Here is an 18,068-nt window from a genome sequence, read left to right as displayed (position 1 = left end):
CGATTTCTTAACTTTGCTCCTTTAAACAACATGTTATGGGATTAAATCTTTCTCAAATTGAAAGAGTCGAAACAATTACCAAGGAAGACTTTATCAAGAATTATTTTAAACCGCAAAAACCTGTGGTTATCGAACGTTTTATTGAAGATTGGCCAGCATATTCTAAATGGTCTTTAGATTATATGAAAGAAATAGCAGGTGATAAAACGGTACCTTTATACGATGATAGACCTGTTGATTATAAAGATGGTTTTAACGAACCTCATGCTACCATGAAAATGAGTGAGTATGTTGATTTGTTAAGGCGAGAACCTACTAAATTTAGAATTTTCTTATGGAATATTTTAAAGGAAGTACCTCAATTACAAAAAGATTTTAAATTTCCTGATTTTGGTTTAAGCTTAATGAAAGGCTTACCAATGTTATTTTTTGGTGGACGTGATTCGTATACGTTCATGCACTATGATATTGACTTAGCTAACATCTTTCACTTTCACTTTGAAGGAAAAAAGAAATGTATTTTATTCGATCAAAAACAAAACAAATACTTATACAAAATTCCGCATTCGTTAATTACTCGTGAAGACATTGATTTTAACGATCCTGATTTTGACAAGTGGCCTGCACTAAAAAATGCCAAAGGTTATGTTGCTGAATTAGAACATGGAAATGTTTTGTATATGCCTGAAGGATATTGGCACTACATGCGCTATGTTACCCCTGGTTTTTCAATGAGTTTACGTGCTATTGCTCGTAATCCTAAAAACTTAGGAAAAGCTGTTTATAATGTATTTATTATGCGCACAATAGATAATGTAATGCGTCGTATTAAAGGTCAAAAATGGATTGATTGGAAAAACGAACAAGCCATTATTAAAACAAATAAAGCAAATAATATTGCTTCATAAAAAAAGCGCCTAATAGGCGCTTTTTTATTATTTCTTTCCAAAAAGTCGTTGAAACAAACTTTTTGTTTTGGTTTTAGTTTCTTGAAATTCTTCTTTAGCATCTTCTGCAAAATCAACAAGGTGTTCACTAGCTTCTCCTGCAACTTCTGAAGCTTTTTCAGTTATATCATCTAGTACTTCTTTAGCTTCATTTGTTAATTCGTTCGCCTTTTTCTTAGCTTTTTGAATTGATTCATCGGAAATAATTTCTTCAACTTTTTCTTTTACATCTTCTACTATATCTACAATATGCTCACCTGCTTCTCCAGCTAAACTACTTGCTTCTTCTGTTATGTTATCCATAACTTCTTTAGCTTTGTCTAACCCTTTATTTAAGCCATTATTCGTGTTCTTATTTTCAGACATAGTATAGAATTAAAAAAGAATGTTTAGAACCAACCTTTGTGGTTAACCTGATATGTTTCTACAAACTCTTGGTCTGATTTTGTTAAGTACATAATTCCTTCTATCAAACCAATGATACTACTTATAAAAGCTCCCATACCACAAGTTAAAATAGTTATTAGTAACATTATTACACCTTCTTTAGTGTATCCTAATACAAACTTATGAACTCCAAAAGCTCCCAAAATGATACCTAAAACACCTGCTAACACTCGTTTACTTTCTTGATTAGGAACTGTGTTCCCGTTTTCATCAATTACATCCATTTTTTTAATTTTTAATTTATTAGACGGTGCTAAATTTATAAAAAAGCTTCGTCTTTTGGTTCCCATAACTCAATTTTATTTCCATCTAAATCTAAAATCCAACCAAATTTCCCATAATCATACTCTTCTATTTTATCAATTACCGTAACTCCCTTTTTCTTAAGATCTTCTAATAACTCAACTAAATTTTCTACTCGATAGTTAAACATAAAATCTTTTTTTGATGGCTCAAAATAGTTCGTGTCTTTTGCAAACGGACTCCATTGTGTAGAAGCTTTTTTATCTTCATTGTCTTTCCACCAAAACGTACAACCCCAATCATCAGTATTAAAACCTAGATTATTTTTATACCAATCTTTTGTTGCTTTCGGGTCTTCTGTTTTAAAGAAAACTCCTCCTATACCTATTACTTTACCTTTTTTCTTCATTTTATTTCTTTTTTACAGCTGATTCATAAATTGAAATCCATTTATCTACAGTCATTTTAGTGCAAAGTTCAGCAATTAATTCATATGGTATATCATCCATCTTTTTAAAACGAATACAACTTTTACCCATGTCTAATTTTCTTTTTGAATATTTAGGATATTCTACTACAAACCAATCATGTAACTCTTTTTCAGCATAAATCCCACTATGATATAGGTTGATTGAGTTTTTTTGTGAAGCTAAATTCATAAAAGGCAACGGAAGTTTAGGATCACAATGATAGCCATCAGGATATTTTGAATGAGGAACATAATACCCAATCATATTATAATTGATTCCTTCTTCAAAACCTTCAGGTAAGTTTTTCTTAATTATATTTCGTAATTTTTTTATTACCTCTTGACGTTCTTCAGGAATTTGAGAAATATATTCTTCTACTGTAGATGCTTCATATTTCATGTGTCATGAATTTGAAGCTACAAGTTAGCAAAATTTCTCTTTGATTTTATCTACAATAGTTTGAGCCAACTTCTCTTTACTTTCTATTGTCCAACCTGCTACATGAGGAGAAAGCAACACATTTTCAGCATTGATTAAATATTTAAAAGCTTCTGGCATTTCTTGATCAGAAAACAGATTTTCGAACGATTTTTTCTCGTATTCTAATACATCCAATCCTGCTCCTAGTACTTTTCCTGACTGTAAAGCCTCAACCAAATCTTTCGTTACTACAGATTTTCCTCTAGCTGTATTAAGCAACCAAAATGGTTTTAAAAAACCATTAATAAAGTCTGAATTCACCATTTTCATGGTAAGTTCTGTTTGTGGGGTGTGTAAACTTAAAATATCAGTTCTTTTTTGAAGTTCTTCTAGAGAAACTTGTTGAGTATTTTCATCACCTACATCTGGTTTAATATCGTAACAGATTACTTCTACATCAAATCCTCTGAGTTTTTTAGCAAAAGCCTTACCCATATTACCATAACCAATTATTCCAACTGTTTTTCCATCCAGTTCAAGACCTCTATTTTCTTCTCGTAACCATTTACCTTCTCGTACTTCTTTATCAGCCTTATTCAACTTGTTAAAAAGAGAAAGTAGCATTCCTAAGGTATGTTCTCCTACTGCATTTCGATTTCCTTCTGGAGCAGAAATAAGTGTCACTCCTTTCTTTTCAGCATACTCACAATCAATATTTTCTAAACCAGCACCTACTCTTCCAATAAACTTCAAGTTTGTTGCTTTGTCTAAAAACTGCTTATCAATTGTAAAACGACTACGAATTATAATTCCATCGTACTCATTAATTTTTGCTTCAATTTCTGATTTAGTAGAAGTATAATCCTCGTGATTTTCAAAACCTAATTCTTGAAGTTGTTTTAATAGTAAAGGATGGTTTGTATCTAAATGAAGTATTTTCATTAAAATAGATTATTAGATTGTTGGATATTTAGAATTTTTGATAGTTATATTTAGCTTAATGTTGAATTGAATTTAGACATCATTTTCACTACACTCATTAAAGTTTCTGTATAATTTTCTAAATCAGTTTTAGAGATAAAACCCAAATCGTAACTAAGTAATAATTGAGTTTCAACCTCATAGCACGAACCTAGTGCAATTACCAAAAACCTAGAAAAATCTTTATTGGATGTTCTTGAGCAACCTTCTGCTATATTTGAAGAAATAGATACTGAAGCTCTTCTCAATTGAGATACCAATCCATACTTTTCATCTTCAGGAAATTTTGATGTGAGCAAATAAATATCTTTACAAAAAGACCTACTCATTTGCCAAAATTTAAAATCCTTGTATCTATGCATCTCTTAACTTCTAGAAATCGAATAATCTAACTATCTAAAAATTCAATAATCTAAATTAATATTGTTCGTTTTCGTTTGGAAAGTCTTTGCTTTTTACATCAGCTATAAACTGTTCAAAAGCATTTGTCATTTCGGTATGTAAATCTAAATATCTACGTAAAAAACGTGGATTGAACTCATGTGTCATTCCTAACATATCATGCATCACTAATACTTGACCATCTACTCCACCACCAGCGCCAATTCCTATTACAGGAATCGTTAATGCTTCTGCTACTTTTTGAGCCAACTTAGCTGGTACTTTTTCAAGTACTATTGCAAAACATCCTAATCTTTCTAACATTAAAGCATCTTGCATTAATTTTTCTGCTTCTTCTTCTTCTTTTGCTCTTACTGTATAAGTTCCAAATTTATAAATAGATTGTGGAGTTAATCCTAAGTGCCCCATTACTGGAATGCCAGCATTTAAAATTCGCTTAATAGAATCTTTTATTTCTTTTCCTCCTTCTAATTTAATCGAATGCGCTCCACTTTCTTTCATAATTCGAATAGCAGAACGTAATGCTTCTTTAGGATCTGACTGATAGCTACCAAAAGGTAAATCAACCACTACCAAACAACGATCTATTCCTCTTACAACAGAACTTGCATGGTAAATCATTTGATCTAAAGTAATAGGCAATGTAGTTTCATGACCTGCCATTACATTTGATGCAGAATCACCAACCAAAATCACATCAATTCCTGCGCCATCAACAATTTTTGCCATGGTATAATCGTATGCTGTAAGCATAGAAATTTTTTCTCCGTTGGCTTTCATCTCAACAAGAGACTTTGTAGTAATTCTTTTATATTGTTTTTTTGCTACTGACATTTCTTTTGTTTTATAGATTGTAAAAATACACAATTATTCACTGGTTTTATTTATTACATTTTCATAACCTTTTTAATTCCTTTTTTTTAATGCCGTTAATCTTCTGTTAATTAAATTATCGCCCTCTATTTTTTTAATAGCTTTACTTTACTAAATCAAACTAAAATGCAAAAAATATTCACTTTACTTATTGTTTTTGTACTTTCTACTGTTGTAAACGCTCAAGAAGATCTTCAAAAGAAAGCTATAAAAAACACCATTGAAACCTTTTTTGAAGGCTTGCATAAAGGAGACAGTTCGATTGTAAACACTACTTTACACCCAACAATTACTATTCAAACTACATTTACCAATAAAGAAGGTAAAAATGTATTAGTCACTGAAAGTAAAAACAAATTACTAACTAGTATTGCTAATAAAAAACCTGAACACACTTATTTAGAAAAACTAAAATCGTGGGATATAAAAATTGATGGAAATTTAGCTTCTGTATGGACTCCTTATGAATTTTACTTAAACAATAATTTTAGTCATTGTGGAGCCAATTCATTTCAACTTTTTAACAATAATGGTAAATGGGAAATCATCTATTTAGTAGATATGAGACGTAGAGGTGATTGTGAAGCCAATAAACAATAACTATATGAAAAAGCTTAATTTACTTTTCTTACTTTTTTCTTGTTTCAGTTTTGCTCAAGAGTCTAAATTGTTTCATCCAGAATTATTTAGTGGTTTACCAAATGTCAGAGATTTTTCAATGAGTAAAAATCAAGATGAATTTTACTTTACTATAGAAAGCTACTTAAAAGAATATTCATTTATAGCTTATTCAAAAAAAATAAATGGAAAATGGCAAAAACCTGAAGTGGTTAGTTTTTCTGGACAGTATAAAGACTTAGAGCCTTTCCTTTCTCCTAACGGATTACAACTTTTTTTTGCTTCTAACAGGAAAGACAACAACTCTGGAGAAGTAAAAAATAACATGGATATATGGTATGTAACCAGAAACTCTTTGAATGATAAATGGTCAGAACCCATAAATATTGGAACTACAGTAAATACAAATGCTGATGAATTTTATCCTTCAGTAACCGAAAAAGGTGATTTATTTTTCACTGCAGAATACAAAAACAACACCACAGGAAAAGAAGATATTTATGTTAGTAGATTAGTTAATGGAGAGTACACAAAACCAACTCCGCTAAGTTCTGGAGTGAATTCAGACAAATATGAATTTAATGCCTTTGTAGCTCCTGATGAAGGTTTCATCATTTTTACTTCTTATGGTAGAAAAGATGATTTAGGAAGAGGCGATTTGTACATCAGTAAAAAAGGAAGTAATAACGAATGGCTACCTGCTACTCATTTAACAAATATTAACTCTAATAAACTAGATTACTGCCCATTTGTCGATCTACAAACTAACACACTGTATTTTACTTCCAGTACTTCATCTATTCCTAAAGTACTTCCTAAAAAAATGACTTTGTCAGAGTTTCAAGAATATTTAAATACAAATCCTAATGGATTGAGTAGAATTTATGTTAGCCCATTCATTAAAAAATAACCTATCTTTGAAAAAATGAGCCAATCGAATCCTCCAAATATTTTATTTCCTGATAAATGGGTAGACAACTATGCTGACTACTTGTTTAATTACGCCATTGCTCGTGTAAATAATTCAAATATTGCTAAAGATTTGGTACAGGAAACCTTTTTTGCTGGATTAAAATCTGCAAAGAATTTTGAAGGAAAATCTAGCGAAAGAACTTGGTTGGTTTCAATTTTAAAAAGAAAGATTATCGATTATTATCGAAAAATAAATTCTAAAAAAGGACAAGCTGAAATTAGAATGAACTTTTATGATAGTGGTGATAACGAAGGAAATTGGATTGAAGAACGTGTTCCTCAATCATGGAACAATGAAGCTGAAAAGAACATTGAAAATGAAGAACTTAAAAATCAGCTAGATAAATGTATTGATAGTCTTCCTGAAAAATATGCAATGGTTTTTAAAATGAAAACTATTCAACAATTTGAAACAGAAGATATTTGTAAGGAACTAAATATTACTCCGTCAAACCTATGGGTAATGATACATAGAGCAAGAACACAACTAAGAAATTGTATGGAGCAAAACTGGTTTAATAAGTAAAAAGATGTTTAAATTTTTTAAAATTACATGTGATGAAGCCACTACTATTTGTGATAAAAGTCAATATGGTGAGGCATCAGTATATGAAAGAATGCAACTTAGTTGGCATTTACTAGTTTGTAAAATTTGTATTTTATACTCTAAACAAAACAGAAAAATATCTGATATTTTAAAATTAAAATCAGACGATTGTAAAAAAAATAACCCTTGTTTCTCTAAAAAAGAAAAAGAGGATTTAAAAGAACAATTAAATAACTTTAATTAACAAGTTTGGTTTTTATAACCAATTTTTGATTTTTTGTTAGATTGAAACGGAATTTATTGTAGCGATAAATTCCGTTTTTTTAATTTTGCTCCAGAAAAAATAATCATATGCACTTTTTACCAGAAAAACTAGATAATTATGTTGTTCAGCATTCTCAAGCTGAACCTAAACTACTACAGGAGTTAAGTAGAGAAACTTGGCAAAAAGTATTAAATCCGCGTATGCTAAGTGGTGCTTTTCAAGGTAGGGTTTTATCAATGATTTCTAAATTAGCACAACCCACATCAATTTTAGAGATTGGTACTTACACAGGGTATTCTGCCTTATGTTTAGCTGAAGGGCTTTCAAAAAATGGAATGATTCATACGATTGATAAAAATGAGGAATTGGAAGAATTGCAACACAAATATTTTCAAAAATCGGAATACAAAGATCAAATAACTCAATATGTTGGAAATGCCATAGATATCATTCCTACAATTAACACTAAATTTGATTTGGTATTTATTGATGCCGATAAATCTAATTATGTGAATTATTTTCATTTAATCATTGAAAAAATGAATAAAGGAGGTATCATTTTATCTGATAATGTACTTTGGAGTGGTAAAGTAATTGAAGAGCTAGATCCTAAAGATATAGACACAAAAGTACTTCTTGAATATAACAGACTTTTAAATGAAGATAATCGTTTAGAAACGGTTTTACTACCCATACGAGACGGATTAACAATAAGTAGAGTTATATAAAAGTTAAAAAGCAAACCTTAAGGTTTGCTTTTTAACTTTACGGATGTAATATCGATTTAATTATGAGTTAATCTTTCAGCAATAAACAACTCTTTTGCATAGTCTTCAATAAAAGCATCTATTTGCCATTTTTCAGTTCCCGGAACACATATAATATGCGCTATATCATTTTCTGAAGCTAACTGGTACTTTTTACACAAAACATCTGAAGGTTTATCTAATACAACTGTTAGCGCTTCGTTATTTCTCCATGCTTTTACTCCTATTCCATTTAATTTTTGTTCTGTATATGCTGCTAACTCTTGTGCCTTTTTTGCTCTTGAAATTAATCCTTCTTTTCCGTGCTTTTCTATAAAAGCCCACAACAATAAAGGTGTCAATCCATTTCTTGATCCTGTAATAGTTGTATCTAAAGTTCCAACATACGAAACAGAATTTACAATTCTATCTCTATGCTTTCTTTTTGCTAAAACTATTCCACATGGTATTGGTCCACCAATAAACTTATGTCCAGATATAGAAATACTATCAATACCTTCAGCAAAGTCAAATTTAGGTTTCGGATTAACAAAAGGAGCTATACATCCTAAAAAAGCAGCATCACAATGAATATAATAATCTTTGATAGCATACTTTTTAATAATTACTTTAATTCTATCTAAATCATCAACAGCTTCTGTCATGGTAGTTCCAATATTCAAGAAGAAAACCGCTGGTTTATCTCTATGTAATGTTATAAGATTCTCTAAATCTTCATAATCCATTTCTCCATTATCTTGACTTCTAACAACTATATTCTTTAAATTTAATAAGTGTAAATTCTTTTTAACACTATAATGTGTAGACTCACTATAATAAACTACTGGGTTATTAAAACTCTCACGTGCTAAATACAGACCATATAGATTTCCTTCTGTTCCTCCATTCGTAACATATCCCCATACATCATTAGTTGAAGATGATAATATATCAGCAAAAAAACTAACTACTTCTCGCTCTATATCTTTGGTGTCAATAGATAATGTTGAAGGAGATTCTGGGTCACCTACATTATTAATACATACATTTAAAAAAGGTGCAAATTCACTATAATTGAAATCCTTTGCTAAAGGGTATCCTAAAAAATTAGATGAAGCCTCACTAATTCTGTCATAAATTTCTTTTATTCTACTCATAATTACCTGTTTTTAAATAGTATTAAATCACTTAACAAATATATTATTAAAGTATAAAAAACTACATTAACACTATCATTAAAGAAAAAACACCTATTTTTAAATTTTAAAAAGATTAAATTTCTATTTAATTTCTAAAAATCACTTTAAAACAGAAAAACATACCATGCATCAACTAGATAGTGTAGATAAAAAACTTTTAGAAGAACTACAAAAAGACTGTAAGCAATCTATAAAACAACTAGCCAACAAAGTAAATCTATCTATAACGCCTACTCATGAGCGTGTAAAGAAGATGGAAGCTAACGGAATAATAGATAAATATGTTGCTTTAGTAAACTTAGAAACAATTGACAAAAGTTTAATTGTTTATTGTCAAGTCACCTTAGTAAAACATCAAGAAAGTGCTTTTAAAGAGTTTGAAGAATATATGTCTAAAATAGATGAAATCGTAGAAGTCTCTTACATAGCTGGTGTTTATGACTTCTTATTAAAAGTTGTTTTAAAAGACATGAATGAATATCAGGATTTTGTACTAAAAAAACTATCACAATTGGAAATAATATCAAATATTCAGAGCTCATTTGTAATGAAGCAAGTTAAGAATACTACAAAAATAAAATTGACATAGTTCTTATGTACTACGTCAATTTTATTTGATTTAACGGCTTCTTTTTATAGGGCCTGTAAAATCGTCAATATTATCTTTTACTTCGTTAATTTCGTTGTTTATATCTTTAACAAAGTCTGTGTCTATACCTTGATTTTTTGCACTTTCATTAATCTCTCTTTTAATATCGTTTGTTGCATCTTTAATTTGACGCATTCCTTTTCCTAATCCTCTTGCTATTTCAGGAATTTTATCAGCTCCAAACAACATGACTACGATTAATAAGATTACAAAAATCTCTGGTCCTCCAATAAATAAAAATATTCCATTCATCACTGCAAAGATAGTTAAATTCAATGTGCTATACTTTATTGAATAAAAAAAAGCAACCAAATTTGGTTGCTTTTTATTTTATATAAAATGCATTAGTCTGCAAGAATAATCACTTTATTATCTTTCATTTCAAGAGTTCCTGATTTGATTTTTAAAGTTAATACTTTATCATCTTCTGGTAATCTTTCAATGCTTCCATGTAAATCATCAAAAACTAAATGATTTTGAGTATGTACATGCACTTTTATTCTTCCTTCAGTTAAAATAGACACCACTGGTGCGTGATTATTTAACATCTGAAATTCTCCATTTACACCTGGTACTGCTACAGAATCAACTTCTGATGAAAATAAAATAGCTTCTGGTGTTACAATTTCTAAATACATATTTTAATGCTTTAGGGCTTTAAGCTTTTGCTTAAGGCAATTAATTACGCTTCTGCTAACATTTTTTCTCCAGCATCAATTGCTTCTTGAATTGACCCTTTTAAGTTGAATGCTGCTTCAGGATACTTATCTAATTCACCATCCATAATCATGTTGAATCCTTTAATAGTATCTTTAATATCTACTAATACTCCTGGAATTCCTGTAAACTGTTCTGCTACGTGGAATGGTTGAGATAAGAAACGTTGTACACGACGTGCTCTGTGAACTACTAATTTATCTTCTTCAGATAATTCTTCCATACCTAAAATTGCGATAATATCTTGTAACTCTTTATAACGTTGTAAAATTTCTTTTACTCTTTGTGCACAGTTATAGTGCTCATCTCCTAAAATATCAGCTGTTAAAATTCTTGAAGTAGAATCTAATGGATCTACCGCTGGGTAAATACCTAACTCAGCAATCTTACGAGATAATACAGTTGTAGCATCTAAGTGAGCAAACGTTGTTGCTGGTGCTGGATCCGTTAAATCATCCGCAGGTACATAAACCGCTTGTACAGATGTAATAGATCCTTTTTTAGTAGAAGTAATACGCTCTTGCATTGCTCCCATCTCTGTTGCTAATGTTGGTTGGTAACCTACCGCAGATGGCATACGACCTAATAAAGCCGATACCTCAGAACCTGCTTGTGTAAAACGGAAGATATTATCAACGAAGAATAGTACGTCTTTTCCTTGTGCTTCACCAGCTCCGTCACGGAAATACTCAGCAATTGTTAATCCAGATAAAGCTACACGAGCACGTGCTCCTGGTGGCTCATTCATCTGACCGAATACGAAAGTTGCTTTAGAATCTCTCATTCCAGCTTTATCAACTTTTGATAAATCCCATCCTCCATCTTCCATAGAGTGCATGAAATCATCACCATATTTGATAATTCCAGATTCTAACATCTCACGTAATAAATCGTTTCCTTCACGAGTTCTTTCTCCAACTCCTGCAAATACAGATAAACCTCCGTGTCCTTTTGCAATGTTGTTAATTAACTCCTGAATTAATACTGTTTTTCCTACTCCTGCTCCTCCAAATAATCCAATTTTACCTCCTTTAGCGTAAGGTTCAATTAAATCGATTACTTTAATTCCTGTAAATAATACTTCGGTAGAAGTTGATAACTCTTCAAACTTTGGTGCTTGACGGTGAATTGGTAAACCAGCTTCACCTTCTTTAGGTAAATTTCCTAATCCATCAATTGCATCACCTGTTACATTAAATAAACGACCGTAGATATCGCTACCTATTGGCATTTGAATTGGGTTACCAGTAGCAATTACTTCTTGCCCTCTTTGTAAACCATCAGTTGCATCCATAGAAATAGTACGAACTGTATCTTCACCAATATGTTGTTGAACTTCTAAAACTAAAGTTGAACCGTCTGCTTTTTTAATTTCTAATGAATCATAAATCTTTGGCAATTCAGCGTTTTCTGTATTAAACTCAACATCGATTACTGGACCAATAATTTGAGAAACTTTACCTGTTATTGTAGACATTACTATATGTAATTAAAGTTATATTATTTACTATATGAGTTTTAACTCATTTTTTCAAGGTGCAAAGGTAATTTTTTTAGTGGAATTTAAAAAACCTTTCGACGTATTTTTCCATAAAAAAAAGCCTCACTAATGTGAGGCCTTTATTGATGTTATAATTGTAATTAAATTATTTTACTAATTTAATCTCAACACGTCTGTTTTCAGCTCTACCAGCTCTAGTTTTGTTATCAGCGATTGGATAATCTTCTCCAAAACCTGCAGAAGTTAATCTATCAGCAGCGATTCCTCCTTTAGCTACTAAGTAGTCTAAAACAGCTTTAGCTCTTTTTTCTGATAATTTTTGGTTTAAAGAATTAGATCCTGAACTATCAGTGTGTCCTTGGATGCTAAAGTTAGCTTTAGGATACTCTTTCATAATTCCTGCGATTAAATCTAATTTACCAGTAGTACCAGTTCTGAAAGTAGATTTACCTGAGTTAAAGTAGATAGCTCTTGCAAATTCATTTAATTGCTTAACAGCTTCTTCTTTGATTACTACTTCAGGACATCCGTTGTTAGATGCTACACCTGCTTCGTTTGGACACTTATCATCTTTGTCTAATACTCCGTCTCCGTCAGTATCTGGCCAAGGACATCCGTTGTTAGCAGCTGGACCAGCAGTGTTAGGACACTTATCTTTTCCATCTACAACACCGTCTCCGTCAGCATCAGGACATCCGTTGTTAGCTTTAGTTCCTTTTTCAGTTGGACAAGCATCATCTTTATCAGCGATACCATCTCCATCAGCATCAGGACATCCGTTTAAAGCAGCTAAACCAGCAACTTCTGGACATGCATCGTCAGAATCTTTGATTCCGTCTCCGTCAGTATCAGGACATCCGTTGAATTCTTTTAAACCAGCAACTTCTGGACATGCATCTTCTTTATCGTATACTCCATCTCCGTCAGTATCTTTTCCTCCGAATTTGAATACTAAACCGATTGAGTGTTGGAAGTGATCTTTAACTTTATCAGCAAATTCTTTCTTCCCTCCTGTTTGGAAATTCATTCCTAAGTTATCGTTAAACCAAACATTAAATCCAGCTCCAACGTTTAACATACCTTCTCCTTCATCGTCAATAGAAGTATAACCTCCACCAACATATACATAAGGATCCCACCAACCAGTGTTACCAAATAAATTGTTCATATCATACTTTACATTAGCATCAATTGCCCAGTAAAGCATATCTGAATCATTCTCTGTATAAACAGTTTCAATTTTGTTTAAAGATCCAGCTAACTGTAAAGAGAATCCATCATTTAAATATCTATCAACAGATACTCTTGAAATTGATGGTAAGATATTCCAGTCACTAGTACCGATATAATCTTTAGCATAATCTCCAAATTTAGAAGGGACTCTAATGTCTACTGCATTAACCCCGAAACCAACCGCCCAAGGGTTGTCTGAATCCTGTGCGCTTACGTTTACAGCAGCAAACGCAAATAAAGCCATCACAGCTAATTTTAATTGTTTCATTATTAAAAATTTAAATTAAAAGTTCGTTTATATATTACGCAAATGTAAGTTGTTAAAACTTATTTACAAAAACAAATCTACAAAAACTTACAACAAATGCAAGTTTTTGAGCAACTAATTTATATGACTTTTAGCTCTTTTCCAACCTTAATAAATGCTTTTATTGCCTTATCTAAATGCTCTTTTTCATGAGCTGCTGATAACTGAACTCGAATTCTTGCTTGTTCTTTTGGCACGACTGGATAAAAGAATCCTATTACATAAATACCTTCTTCTAATAGTTTGTTTGCCATTACTTGTGATAATTTTGCATCATACAACATTACTGGTACAATTGCAGCATCAGCTCCTACTAAATCAAAACCTGCTTTTTCCATTTCACTACGAAAATAATTGGTATTCCATTCTAATTTATCACGTAATGTAGTATCATTAGATAATAAATCAAATACTTTTAATGAAGCTCCTACAATTGCTGGCGCTAATGAGTTTGAAAATAAATACGGACGTGAACGTTGACGTAAAATTTCAATAATCTCTTTTTTACCTGTAGTATATCCTCCCATAGCTCCTCCAAGTGCTTTACCTAAGGTTCCTGTAACAATATCTACACGATCCATTACATTTTTCAATTCTACAGTTCCACGTCCTGTTTTTCCAATAAACCCAGCTGCATGACATTCATCAACCATTACCATAGCGTCATACTTATCTGCTAAATCACAAATATCATCTAACTTCGCTACAATTCCGTCCATAGAGAAAACACCATCAGTTACAATAATTTTGAAACGGTGGTTGTGCTTGTTTGCTTCGATTAACTGCTCTTCTAATGATGCCATATCATTATTATTATAACGATAACGAGCCGCTTTACACAAACGCACTCCATCTATAATAGAAGCATGGTTTAAACTATCAGAAATAATTGCATCTTCACTTGTTAAAAGTGGTTCAAAAACACCTCCGTTTGCATCAAAAGCTGCTGCATATAATATGGTATCTTCTGTGGTATAAAAATCAGCTATCTTTTGTTCTAATTGCTTATGGATATCTTGCGTACCACAGATAAAGCGTACTGATGACATTCCAAAGCCGTGTGTATCCATAGTATCTTTTGCTGCCTGAATTACTTCTGGGTTATTTGATAGCCCTAAATAATTATTAGCACAAAAGTTAATTACTTCTTCTCCTGTAGAAATTTTTATCACTGCATCTTGAGACGAGGTAATGATACGTTCTGATTTATACAATCCAGCATCTTTAATATCCTGGATTTCTTGTTGTAATTGTTCTTTTATTTTTCCGTACATAATTTATGTTTGAAAGTTGTTTGCTATAAAAAGGTCAAAGTTAGTTTTTAAACTTCTTCAACCAAAATTTCTTCATCAATATATACAAGCAGTTTTTTTTGGACCTTAAAATTCATTGTTTGTAACACTCTTTCGTATTTCAACAATTGTTGATGATATGCTTTAGACGGTTTTCCTGTTTTATAATCAATAATTGTAATTTGATTTTCTGAATCAAAAACTAACCTGTCGGGAATTATAATTTGGTTATCAACATCTACAATTTCACGTTCATTGAAGACCTTAACATTATCTGAATAATATTTTTCCAACTCTGGATGGTTTACGATTTGCTGAATATCTTTTATTACTTCGGCTGATTTCTCCTGTGGAAGTATTCCTTGTTGTTCATATTGAAACACAACTTTTTCTACATCTTTTTTTGTGATGATGTTAGCCATCATTTCATGAACCAAATTACCAAATTCTATTGCTTTTCCCTGTTCAGTATCCCATAATTTAGAGGCACTCGCCAACATATGAATGTTATGTTCTTGCCATGGTGTAGAAATAAACATTTCTTGAATTTCTGCAGCATTCACATTTTCCTTACGTTCACTCATTCTTTCAGGATTTCCAATAGTATACTCTAACTGTTCTTCTTCCCATAAACCTTGAGCTTTTAAATAATTGATAAAAACTCCAGAATAAAAGTTAGTATTTTCTTCTCCTTTAGACGATATTTTCTTTTCTGTAACAACATATAATTGCTCCACAGCCCTGGTTAGCGCTACATATAGCAAGTTAAAATTATCTAACTCTAATTCTTCTCTTTGTTGCTGGTAAATCTCGGAACCTCTATCATTCACATAATTCAAATCTTTATTAAAGGGAACGAATAATTCTTTAAAGTCATCAAAACTCTCAGGTAATTCATCTAACCAAACTTTAGGATTTACTTGTCTATACACATCTAAATCATATGGAAAAACCACTACTGGAAATTCCAATCCTTTTGATTTATGAATCGTCATAACCTGCACTGCATTTCCACTTTCTGGAGCTACAATACTTAACTTGTCTTTTTTTTCTGACCAAAAATCTAAAAACTCTTGAACACTTGTGCCCTTTCTTTGCTGTTCCAATACAACATCTAAAAAAAACTGCACATATGCATCTGAAGAAGTAACTAATTGAAAACCTCGAATAATTTCTTCTATTTTCTCATAAAAAGGCAGCTGATGAAAGGTTGACAACTCAAAGAAAGCTCCATAGTTTTTCAACTGTTGAAAAATTGTTTCGTTTGGTTGATGTATCATTAATGCAATAAACGAATGTTTATCTTCAACAGCCTTTAAATGCTCATGTAAAAAATACAGTATTTCTAAACAAGTTTCTTTATCATTTGGGTGTTGAATGACTTGCAAGACATTCATAATAAAGTTAACCTTTGAACTGTTTTCTAGCAATAAAGTTTCTGAAGAAATAATATCAATTCCGTTTTCTGACAAGTAATTTGCCACAGCTATTCCATCTTTCTTTTTACGAACTAAAATACATATCTCATTCAATGAAAATTGAGCTGAAAGATTCTTTACAATCTCCAAAATCTTCTTCGGATATTTTATCAACTCCTCTTCTTTATCTTCTTCTTTATCTAAAAAAGTAAGTGATACAAATCCTCCTTTTTTTGCATTCTCTAGCTGTTTGTTTCCATCAACAAACAATTGTTTATACGATTCATTTTGTAAGAAGTTTGCTGTATGTTGAAAAAACTGATTGTTAAAATTAATTACCTCAGCATAACTTCTAAAATTGGTTTCTAAGGTTTTTACTACTTTTGGAACATGAAACGGATTGTCTTTCTCTGACCCTAATCCTATAAACTGCTCAGATTTTCCTCCTCGCCAGCGGTAAATTGCCTGTTTACCATCACCTACTAATAGTAAATTACTATTTTCTTGCGCCAACGCATTATCAATTAACGGAATTAGATTTTGCCATTGCAGCATTGACGTATCTTGCATTTCATCAATAAAATAATGCATAAATCGCTGCCCTATTCGCTCATAAATAAATGGCGCTGGTTGGTCTTTAATATTATCAGAAATTAACTGATTAAACTCAGCGTTTAACCGTAAATTATTCTCTTCTTTTAAATGTGAAAGTTCTTGGTTGATGTTATTTAAAACCGCTAATGGAATAAGGCTTTTCAAAGCCAAATTATTCATTAAAAATTGTTGATACATTTGTTCAGACTCCGTATACAACTTTAAGAGTTCTGGCAAAACTCCTTCAATAGCCGTCTTTATATCATCTGATTTTGACTTGGCATAAAAATTATTTTCTTCAATTCTTTCTCGAAGAGCACTTTGGTCGAAAAACTTTGCTTTTTCTGGGTTTTGAGCCAGTGCTACAAAATGATTAGGCAACATTGAACGATAAAAATCGTTATGCGCCAGTTGCATTCCTTCTATTATTTTTAAGGCTTCCTCACCAATTTCTTTCCAACGCTTTTTTATTTCTTTTTGATGCTTGGACAACTTCGCTTTTAAGTTGGTAAAATCAGCAAGTTGTTTATTGGCTAATTTTCGAAAATGCTTTGTATCATCTTCATTCAACAAAATTTTAGAAAACTCGTTTAGTTCACGTGAAATATCCCACGATTTATCGTCATCTGCTTTATCGAGGGAAAAGTCAATCAGTATTTTTGTTAAAGCTTCATCGGTCCCTATTTTTGAAATGAGCACATCTACTGCCTCATTTAGTAACGAACCCGCATCCATTTCAACTTCAAAGTTAAGCGGCAGCCCTAAATCGTAAGCAAAGCTCTTGATTATTTTATGTGTAAAACTATCAATCGTAGTAATTGAAAATGCAGCATAATTCCGAAGGATTTCGTCTAATATTTTTTTGCTTCGTTCTTTTACAACGATTCGATCTAGTAAAGTTTCTTCTAAAATAATTTCAAGTAAATCATTGCTTTCTCCTTCTGAAAAAACTTGCAAATTATGCAATACACGTTCTTTCATTTCGCCAGCAGCTTTATTGGTAAACGTAATTGCTAATATTTTTTGAAAACGAAAAATATCTTCAGATTGTAGCAACACCTTTAAATATTCTTTTACCAAAGTAAAGGTTTTACCACTACCCGCTGAAGCGTTATATACTTGAAAAACAGATGGATTTTGAAGCAAAATAATAATATAATTAAGCAAGCAATTTACCAAAAAAAAGATTCCCACTTTCACAGGAATCATAATTTTATACTTATTTAA

Annotated in this window: 21 protein-coding genes; 7 read left to right on the top strand and 14 right to left on the bottom strand. The window is 31.4% G+C overall.

Going from position 1 to position 18,068, the window contains the following annotated elements:
- The first annotated feature begins 35 nt into the window (after positions 1-35).
- Positions 36-908, top strand: a complete 873-nt coding sequence (locus C8N26_RS03720; protein WP_120186128.1) for a cupin-like domain-containing protein — start codon at positions 36-38, stop codon at positions 906-908.
- Between the two features lie 27 nt (positions 909-935).
- Here the strand turns inward: C8N26_RS03720 and C8N26_RS03715 are convergent, their stop codons facing one another.
- From C8N26_RS03715 to panB, 7 genes are all read right to left on the bottom strand, one after another.
- A complete protein-coding gene (locus C8N26_RS03715) occupies positions 936-1,313 on the bottom strand; it encodes a hypothetical protein (protein WP_120186127.1) in 378 nt (125 codons plus the stop codon).
- A gap of 23 nt (positions 1,314-1,336) precedes the next feature.
- On the bottom strand, positions 1,337-1,618 hold the full coding sequence (locus tag C8N26_RS03710; RefSeq protein WP_120186533.1) for a TM2 domain-containing protein: 282 nt from the start codon (positions 1,616-1,618) through the stop codon (positions 1,337-1,339).
- Between the two features lie 35 nt (positions 1,619-1,653).
- Positions 1,654-2,046, bottom strand: coding sequence for a VOC family protein (locus tag C8N26_RS03705; RefSeq protein ID WP_120186126.1), 393 nt, complete (start codon positions 2,044-2,046; stop codon positions 1,654-1,656).
- Between the two features lies 1 nt (position 2,047).
- A complete protein-coding gene (locus C8N26_RS03700; protein ID WP_120186125.1) occupies positions 2,048-2,506 on the bottom strand; it encodes a DUF1801 domain-containing protein in 459 nt (152 codons plus the stop codon).
- A 24-nt stretch (positions 2,507-2,530) separates the two neighbouring features.
- The gene (locus C8N26_RS03695; protein ID WP_120186124.1) at positions 2,531-3,469 is read right to left on the bottom strand and encodes a 2-hydroxyacid dehydrogenase; all 939 of its coding nucleotides are present in this window, start codon (positions 3,467-3,469) and stop codon (positions 2,531-2,533) included.
- A 50-nt stretch (positions 3,470-3,519) separates the two neighbouring features.
- Positions 3,520-3,807 carry a four helix bundle protein gene (locus tag C8N26_RS03690; RefSeq protein ID WP_394342635.1) on the bottom strand — a complete coding sequence of 96 codons (288 nt, stop codon included), beginning with the start codon at positions 3,805-3,807 and terminating at the stop codon, positions 3,520-3,522.
- Positions 3,808-3,925: 118 nt separating this feature from the next.
- Entirely contained in the window at positions 3,926-4,744 is an 819-nt protein-coding gene (panB, locus tag C8N26_RS03685) for a 3-methyl-2-oxobutanoate hydroxymethyltransferase (RefSeq protein WP_028892153.1), read from the bottom strand.
- Positions 4,745-4,909: 165 nt separating this feature from the next.
- On the opposite strand from panB, the gene C8N26_RS03680 reads away from it, so the two are divergent.
- From C8N26_RS03680 to C8N26_RS03660, 5 genes are all read left to right on the top strand, one after another.
- The gene (locus C8N26_RS03680) at positions 4,910-5,383 is read left to right on the top strand and encodes a nuclear transport factor 2 family protein (RefSeq protein ID WP_120186122.1); all 474 of its coding nucleotides are present in this window, start codon (positions 4,910-4,912) and stop codon (positions 5,381-5,383) included.
- A 4-nt stretch (positions 5,384-5,387) separates the two neighbouring features.
- Positions 5,388-6,311, top strand: coding sequence for a TolB family protein (locus C8N26_RS03675; RefSeq protein WP_147418479.1), 924 nt, complete (start codon positions 5,388-5,390; stop codon positions 6,309-6,311).
- Positions 6,312-6,326: 15 nt separating this feature from the next.
- Positions 6,327-6,899, top strand: a complete 573-nt coding sequence (locus C8N26_RS03670; RefSeq protein WP_120186120.1) for a sigma-70 family RNA polymerase sigma factor — start codon at positions 6,327-6,329, stop codon at positions 6,897-6,899.
- A gap of 4 nt (positions 6,900-6,903) precedes the next feature.
- On the top strand, positions 6,904-7,164 hold the full coding sequence (locus tag C8N26_RS03665; RefSeq protein ID WP_120186119.1) for a hypothetical protein: 261 nt from the start codon (positions 6,904-6,906) through the stop codon (positions 7,162-7,164).
- Positions 7,165-7,271: 107 nt separating this feature from the next.
- A complete protein-coding gene (locus tag C8N26_RS03660; RefSeq protein ID WP_120186118.1) occupies positions 7,272-7,913 on the top strand; it encodes an O-methyltransferase in 642 nt (213 codons plus the stop codon).
- 56 nt (positions 7,914-7,969) lie between these two features.
- On the opposite strand, the gene C8N26_RS03655 is transcribed toward C8N26_RS03660, so the two are convergent.
- Positions 7,970-9,088, bottom strand: coding sequence for a histidine decarboxylase (locus tag C8N26_RS03655; RefSeq protein WP_120186117.1), 1,119 nt, complete (start codon positions 9,086-9,088; stop codon positions 7,970-7,972).
- Positions 9,089-9,254: 166 nt separating this feature from the next.
- On the opposite strand from C8N26_RS03655, the gene C8N26_RS03650 reads away from it, so the two are divergent.
- A complete protein-coding gene (locus C8N26_RS03650) occupies positions 9,255-9,719 on the top strand; it encodes an Lrp/AsnC family transcriptional regulator (RefSeq protein ID WP_120186116.1) in 465 nt (154 codons plus the stop codon).
- Between the two features lie 30 nt (positions 9,720-9,749).
- Here the strand turns inward: C8N26_RS03650 and C8N26_RS03645 are convergent, their stop codons facing one another.
- The 6 genes from C8N26_RS03645 to C8N26_RS03620 form a co-directional block, all read right to left on the bottom strand.
- Complete coding sequence (locus C8N26_RS03645) at positions 9,750-10,031, bottom strand: Sec-independent protein translocase subunit TatA/TatB (RefSeq protein WP_120186115.1); 282 nt, start codon at positions 10,029-10,031, stop codon at positions 9,750-9,752.
- Positions 10,032-10,123: 92 nt separating this feature from the next.
- Positions 10,124-10,417: a FoF1 ATP synthase subunit delta/epsilon gene (locus tag C8N26_RS03640; RefSeq protein WP_120186114.1), complete on the bottom strand. Its 294-nt coding sequence runs from the start codon at positions 10,415-10,417 to the stop codon at positions 10,124-10,126.
- A gap of 44 nt (positions 10,418-10,461) precedes the next feature.
- Positions 10,462-11,973 (bottom strand): F0F1 ATP synthase subunit beta, encoded by a 1,512-nt coding sequence (gene atpD / locus C8N26_RS03635; RefSeq protein ID WP_028892143.1) that lies wholly within the window; start codon positions 11,971-11,973, stop codon positions 10,462-10,464.
- Positions 11,974-12,142: 169 nt separating this feature from the next.
- Positions 12,143-13,498, bottom strand: a complete 1,356-nt coding sequence (locus tag C8N26_RS03630) for an OmpA family protein (protein WP_120186113.1) — start codon at positions 13,496-13,498, stop codon at positions 12,143-12,145.
- Positions 13,499-13,617: 119 nt separating this feature from the next.
- Positions 13,618-14,811 (bottom strand): glycine C-acetyltransferase, encoded by a 1,194-nt coding sequence (gene kbl, locus C8N26_RS03625; RefSeq protein ID WP_120186112.1) that lies wholly within the window; start codon positions 14,809-14,811, stop codon positions 13,618-13,620.
- Between the two features lie 47 nt (positions 14,812-14,858).
- Entirely contained in the window at positions 14,859-18,050 is a 3,192-nt protein-coding gene (locus tag C8N26_RS03620; protein WP_120186111.1) for a UvrD-helicase domain-containing protein, read from the bottom strand.
- Positions 18,051-18,068 lie beyond the last annotated feature (18 nt).

This window comes from Tenacibaculum lutimaris (genome assembly GCF_003610735.1).
GTDB classification, from domain to species: Bacteria; Bacteroidota; Bacteroidia; order Flavobacteriales; family Flavobacteriaceae; genus Polaribacter; species Polaribacter lutimaris.
Note: the sequence above shows the minus strand (reverse complement) of the source record. Positions and strands in the feature narration are given on the sequence as shown.

Excerpts from the sequence above, each read along its gene's own strand:
- C8N26_RS03620 (WP_120186111.1), bottom strand. The coding sequence starts at position 18,050 with ATGATTCCTGTGAAAGTGGGAATCTTTTTTTTGGTAAATTGCTTGCTT.
- C8N26_RS03700 (WP_120186125.1), bottom strand. The coding sequence starts at position 2,506 with ATGAAATATGAAGCATCTACAGTAGAAGAATATATTTCTCAAATTCCT.
- C8N26_RS03695 (WP_120186124.1), bottom strand. The coding sequence starts at position 3,469 with ATGAAAATACTTCATTTAGATACAAACCATCCTTTACTATTAAAACAA.
- panB (WP_028892153.1), bottom strand. The coding sequence starts at position 4,744 with ATGTCAGTAGCAAAAAAACAATATAAAAGAATTACTACAAAGTCTCTT.
- C8N26_RS03705 (WP_120186126.1), bottom strand. The coding sequence starts at position 2,046 with ATGAAGAAAAAAGGTAAAGTAATAGGTATAGGAGGAGTTTTCTTTAAA.
- C8N26_RS03675 (WP_147418479.1), top strand. The coding sequence starts at position 5,388 with ATGAAAAAGCTTAATTTACTTTTCTTACTTTTTTCTTGTTTCAGTTTT.
- C8N26_RS03670 (WP_120186120.1), top strand. The coding sequence starts at position 6,327 with ATGAGCCAATCGAATCCTCCAAATATTTTATTTCCTGATAAATGGGTA.
- C8N26_RS03645 (WP_120186115.1), bottom strand. The coding sequence starts at position 10,031 with ATGAATGGAATATTTTTATTTATTGGAGGACCAGAGATTTTTGTAATC.
- C8N26_RS03715 (WP_120186127.1), bottom strand. The coding sequence starts at position 1,313 with ATGTCTGAAAATAAGAACACGAATAATGGCTTAAATAAAGGGTTAGAC.
- kbl (WP_120186112.1), bottom strand. The coding sequence starts at position 14,811 with ATGTACGGAAAAATAAAAGAACAATTACAACAAGAAATCCAGGATATT.
- C8N26_RS03655 (WP_120186117.1), bottom strand. The coding sequence starts at position 9,088 with ATGAGTAGAATAAAAGAAATTTATGACAGAATTAGTGAGGCTTCATCT.
- C8N26_RS03630 (WP_120186113.1), bottom strand. The coding sequence starts at position 13,498 with ATGAAACAATTAAAATTAGCTGTGATGGCTTTATTTGCGTTTGCTGCT.
- C8N26_RS03710 (WP_120186533.1), bottom strand. The coding sequence starts at position 1,618 with ATGGATGTAATTGATGAAAACGGGAACACAGTTCCTAATCAAGAAAGT.
- C8N26_RS03660 (WP_120186118.1), top strand. The coding sequence starts at position 7,272 with ATGCACTTTTTACCAGAAAAACTAGATAATTATGTTGTTCAGCATTCT.
- C8N26_RS03665 (WP_120186119.1), top strand. The coding sequence starts at position 6,904 with ATGTTTAAATTTTTTAAAATTACATGTGATGAAGCCACTACTATTTGT.
- C8N26_RS03650 (WP_120186116.1), top strand. The coding sequence starts at position 9,255 with ATGCATCAACTAGATAGTGTAGATAAAAAACTTTTAGAAGAACTACAA.
- C8N26_RS03640 (WP_120186114.1), bottom strand. The coding sequence starts at position 10,417 with ATGTATTTAGAAATTGTAACACCAGAAGCTATTTTATTTTCATCAGAA.
- C8N26_RS03720 (WP_120186128.1), top strand. The coding sequence starts at position 36 with ATGGGATTAAATCTTTCTCAAATTGAAAGAGTCGAAACAATTACCAAG.
- atpD (WP_028892143.1), bottom strand. The coding sequence starts at position 11,973 with ATGTCTACAATAACAGGTAAAGTTTCTCAAATTATTGGTCCAGTAATC.
- C8N26_RS03680 (WP_120186122.1), top strand. The coding sequence starts at position 4,910 with ATGCAAAAAATATTCACTTTACTTATTGTTTTTGTACTTTCTACTGTT.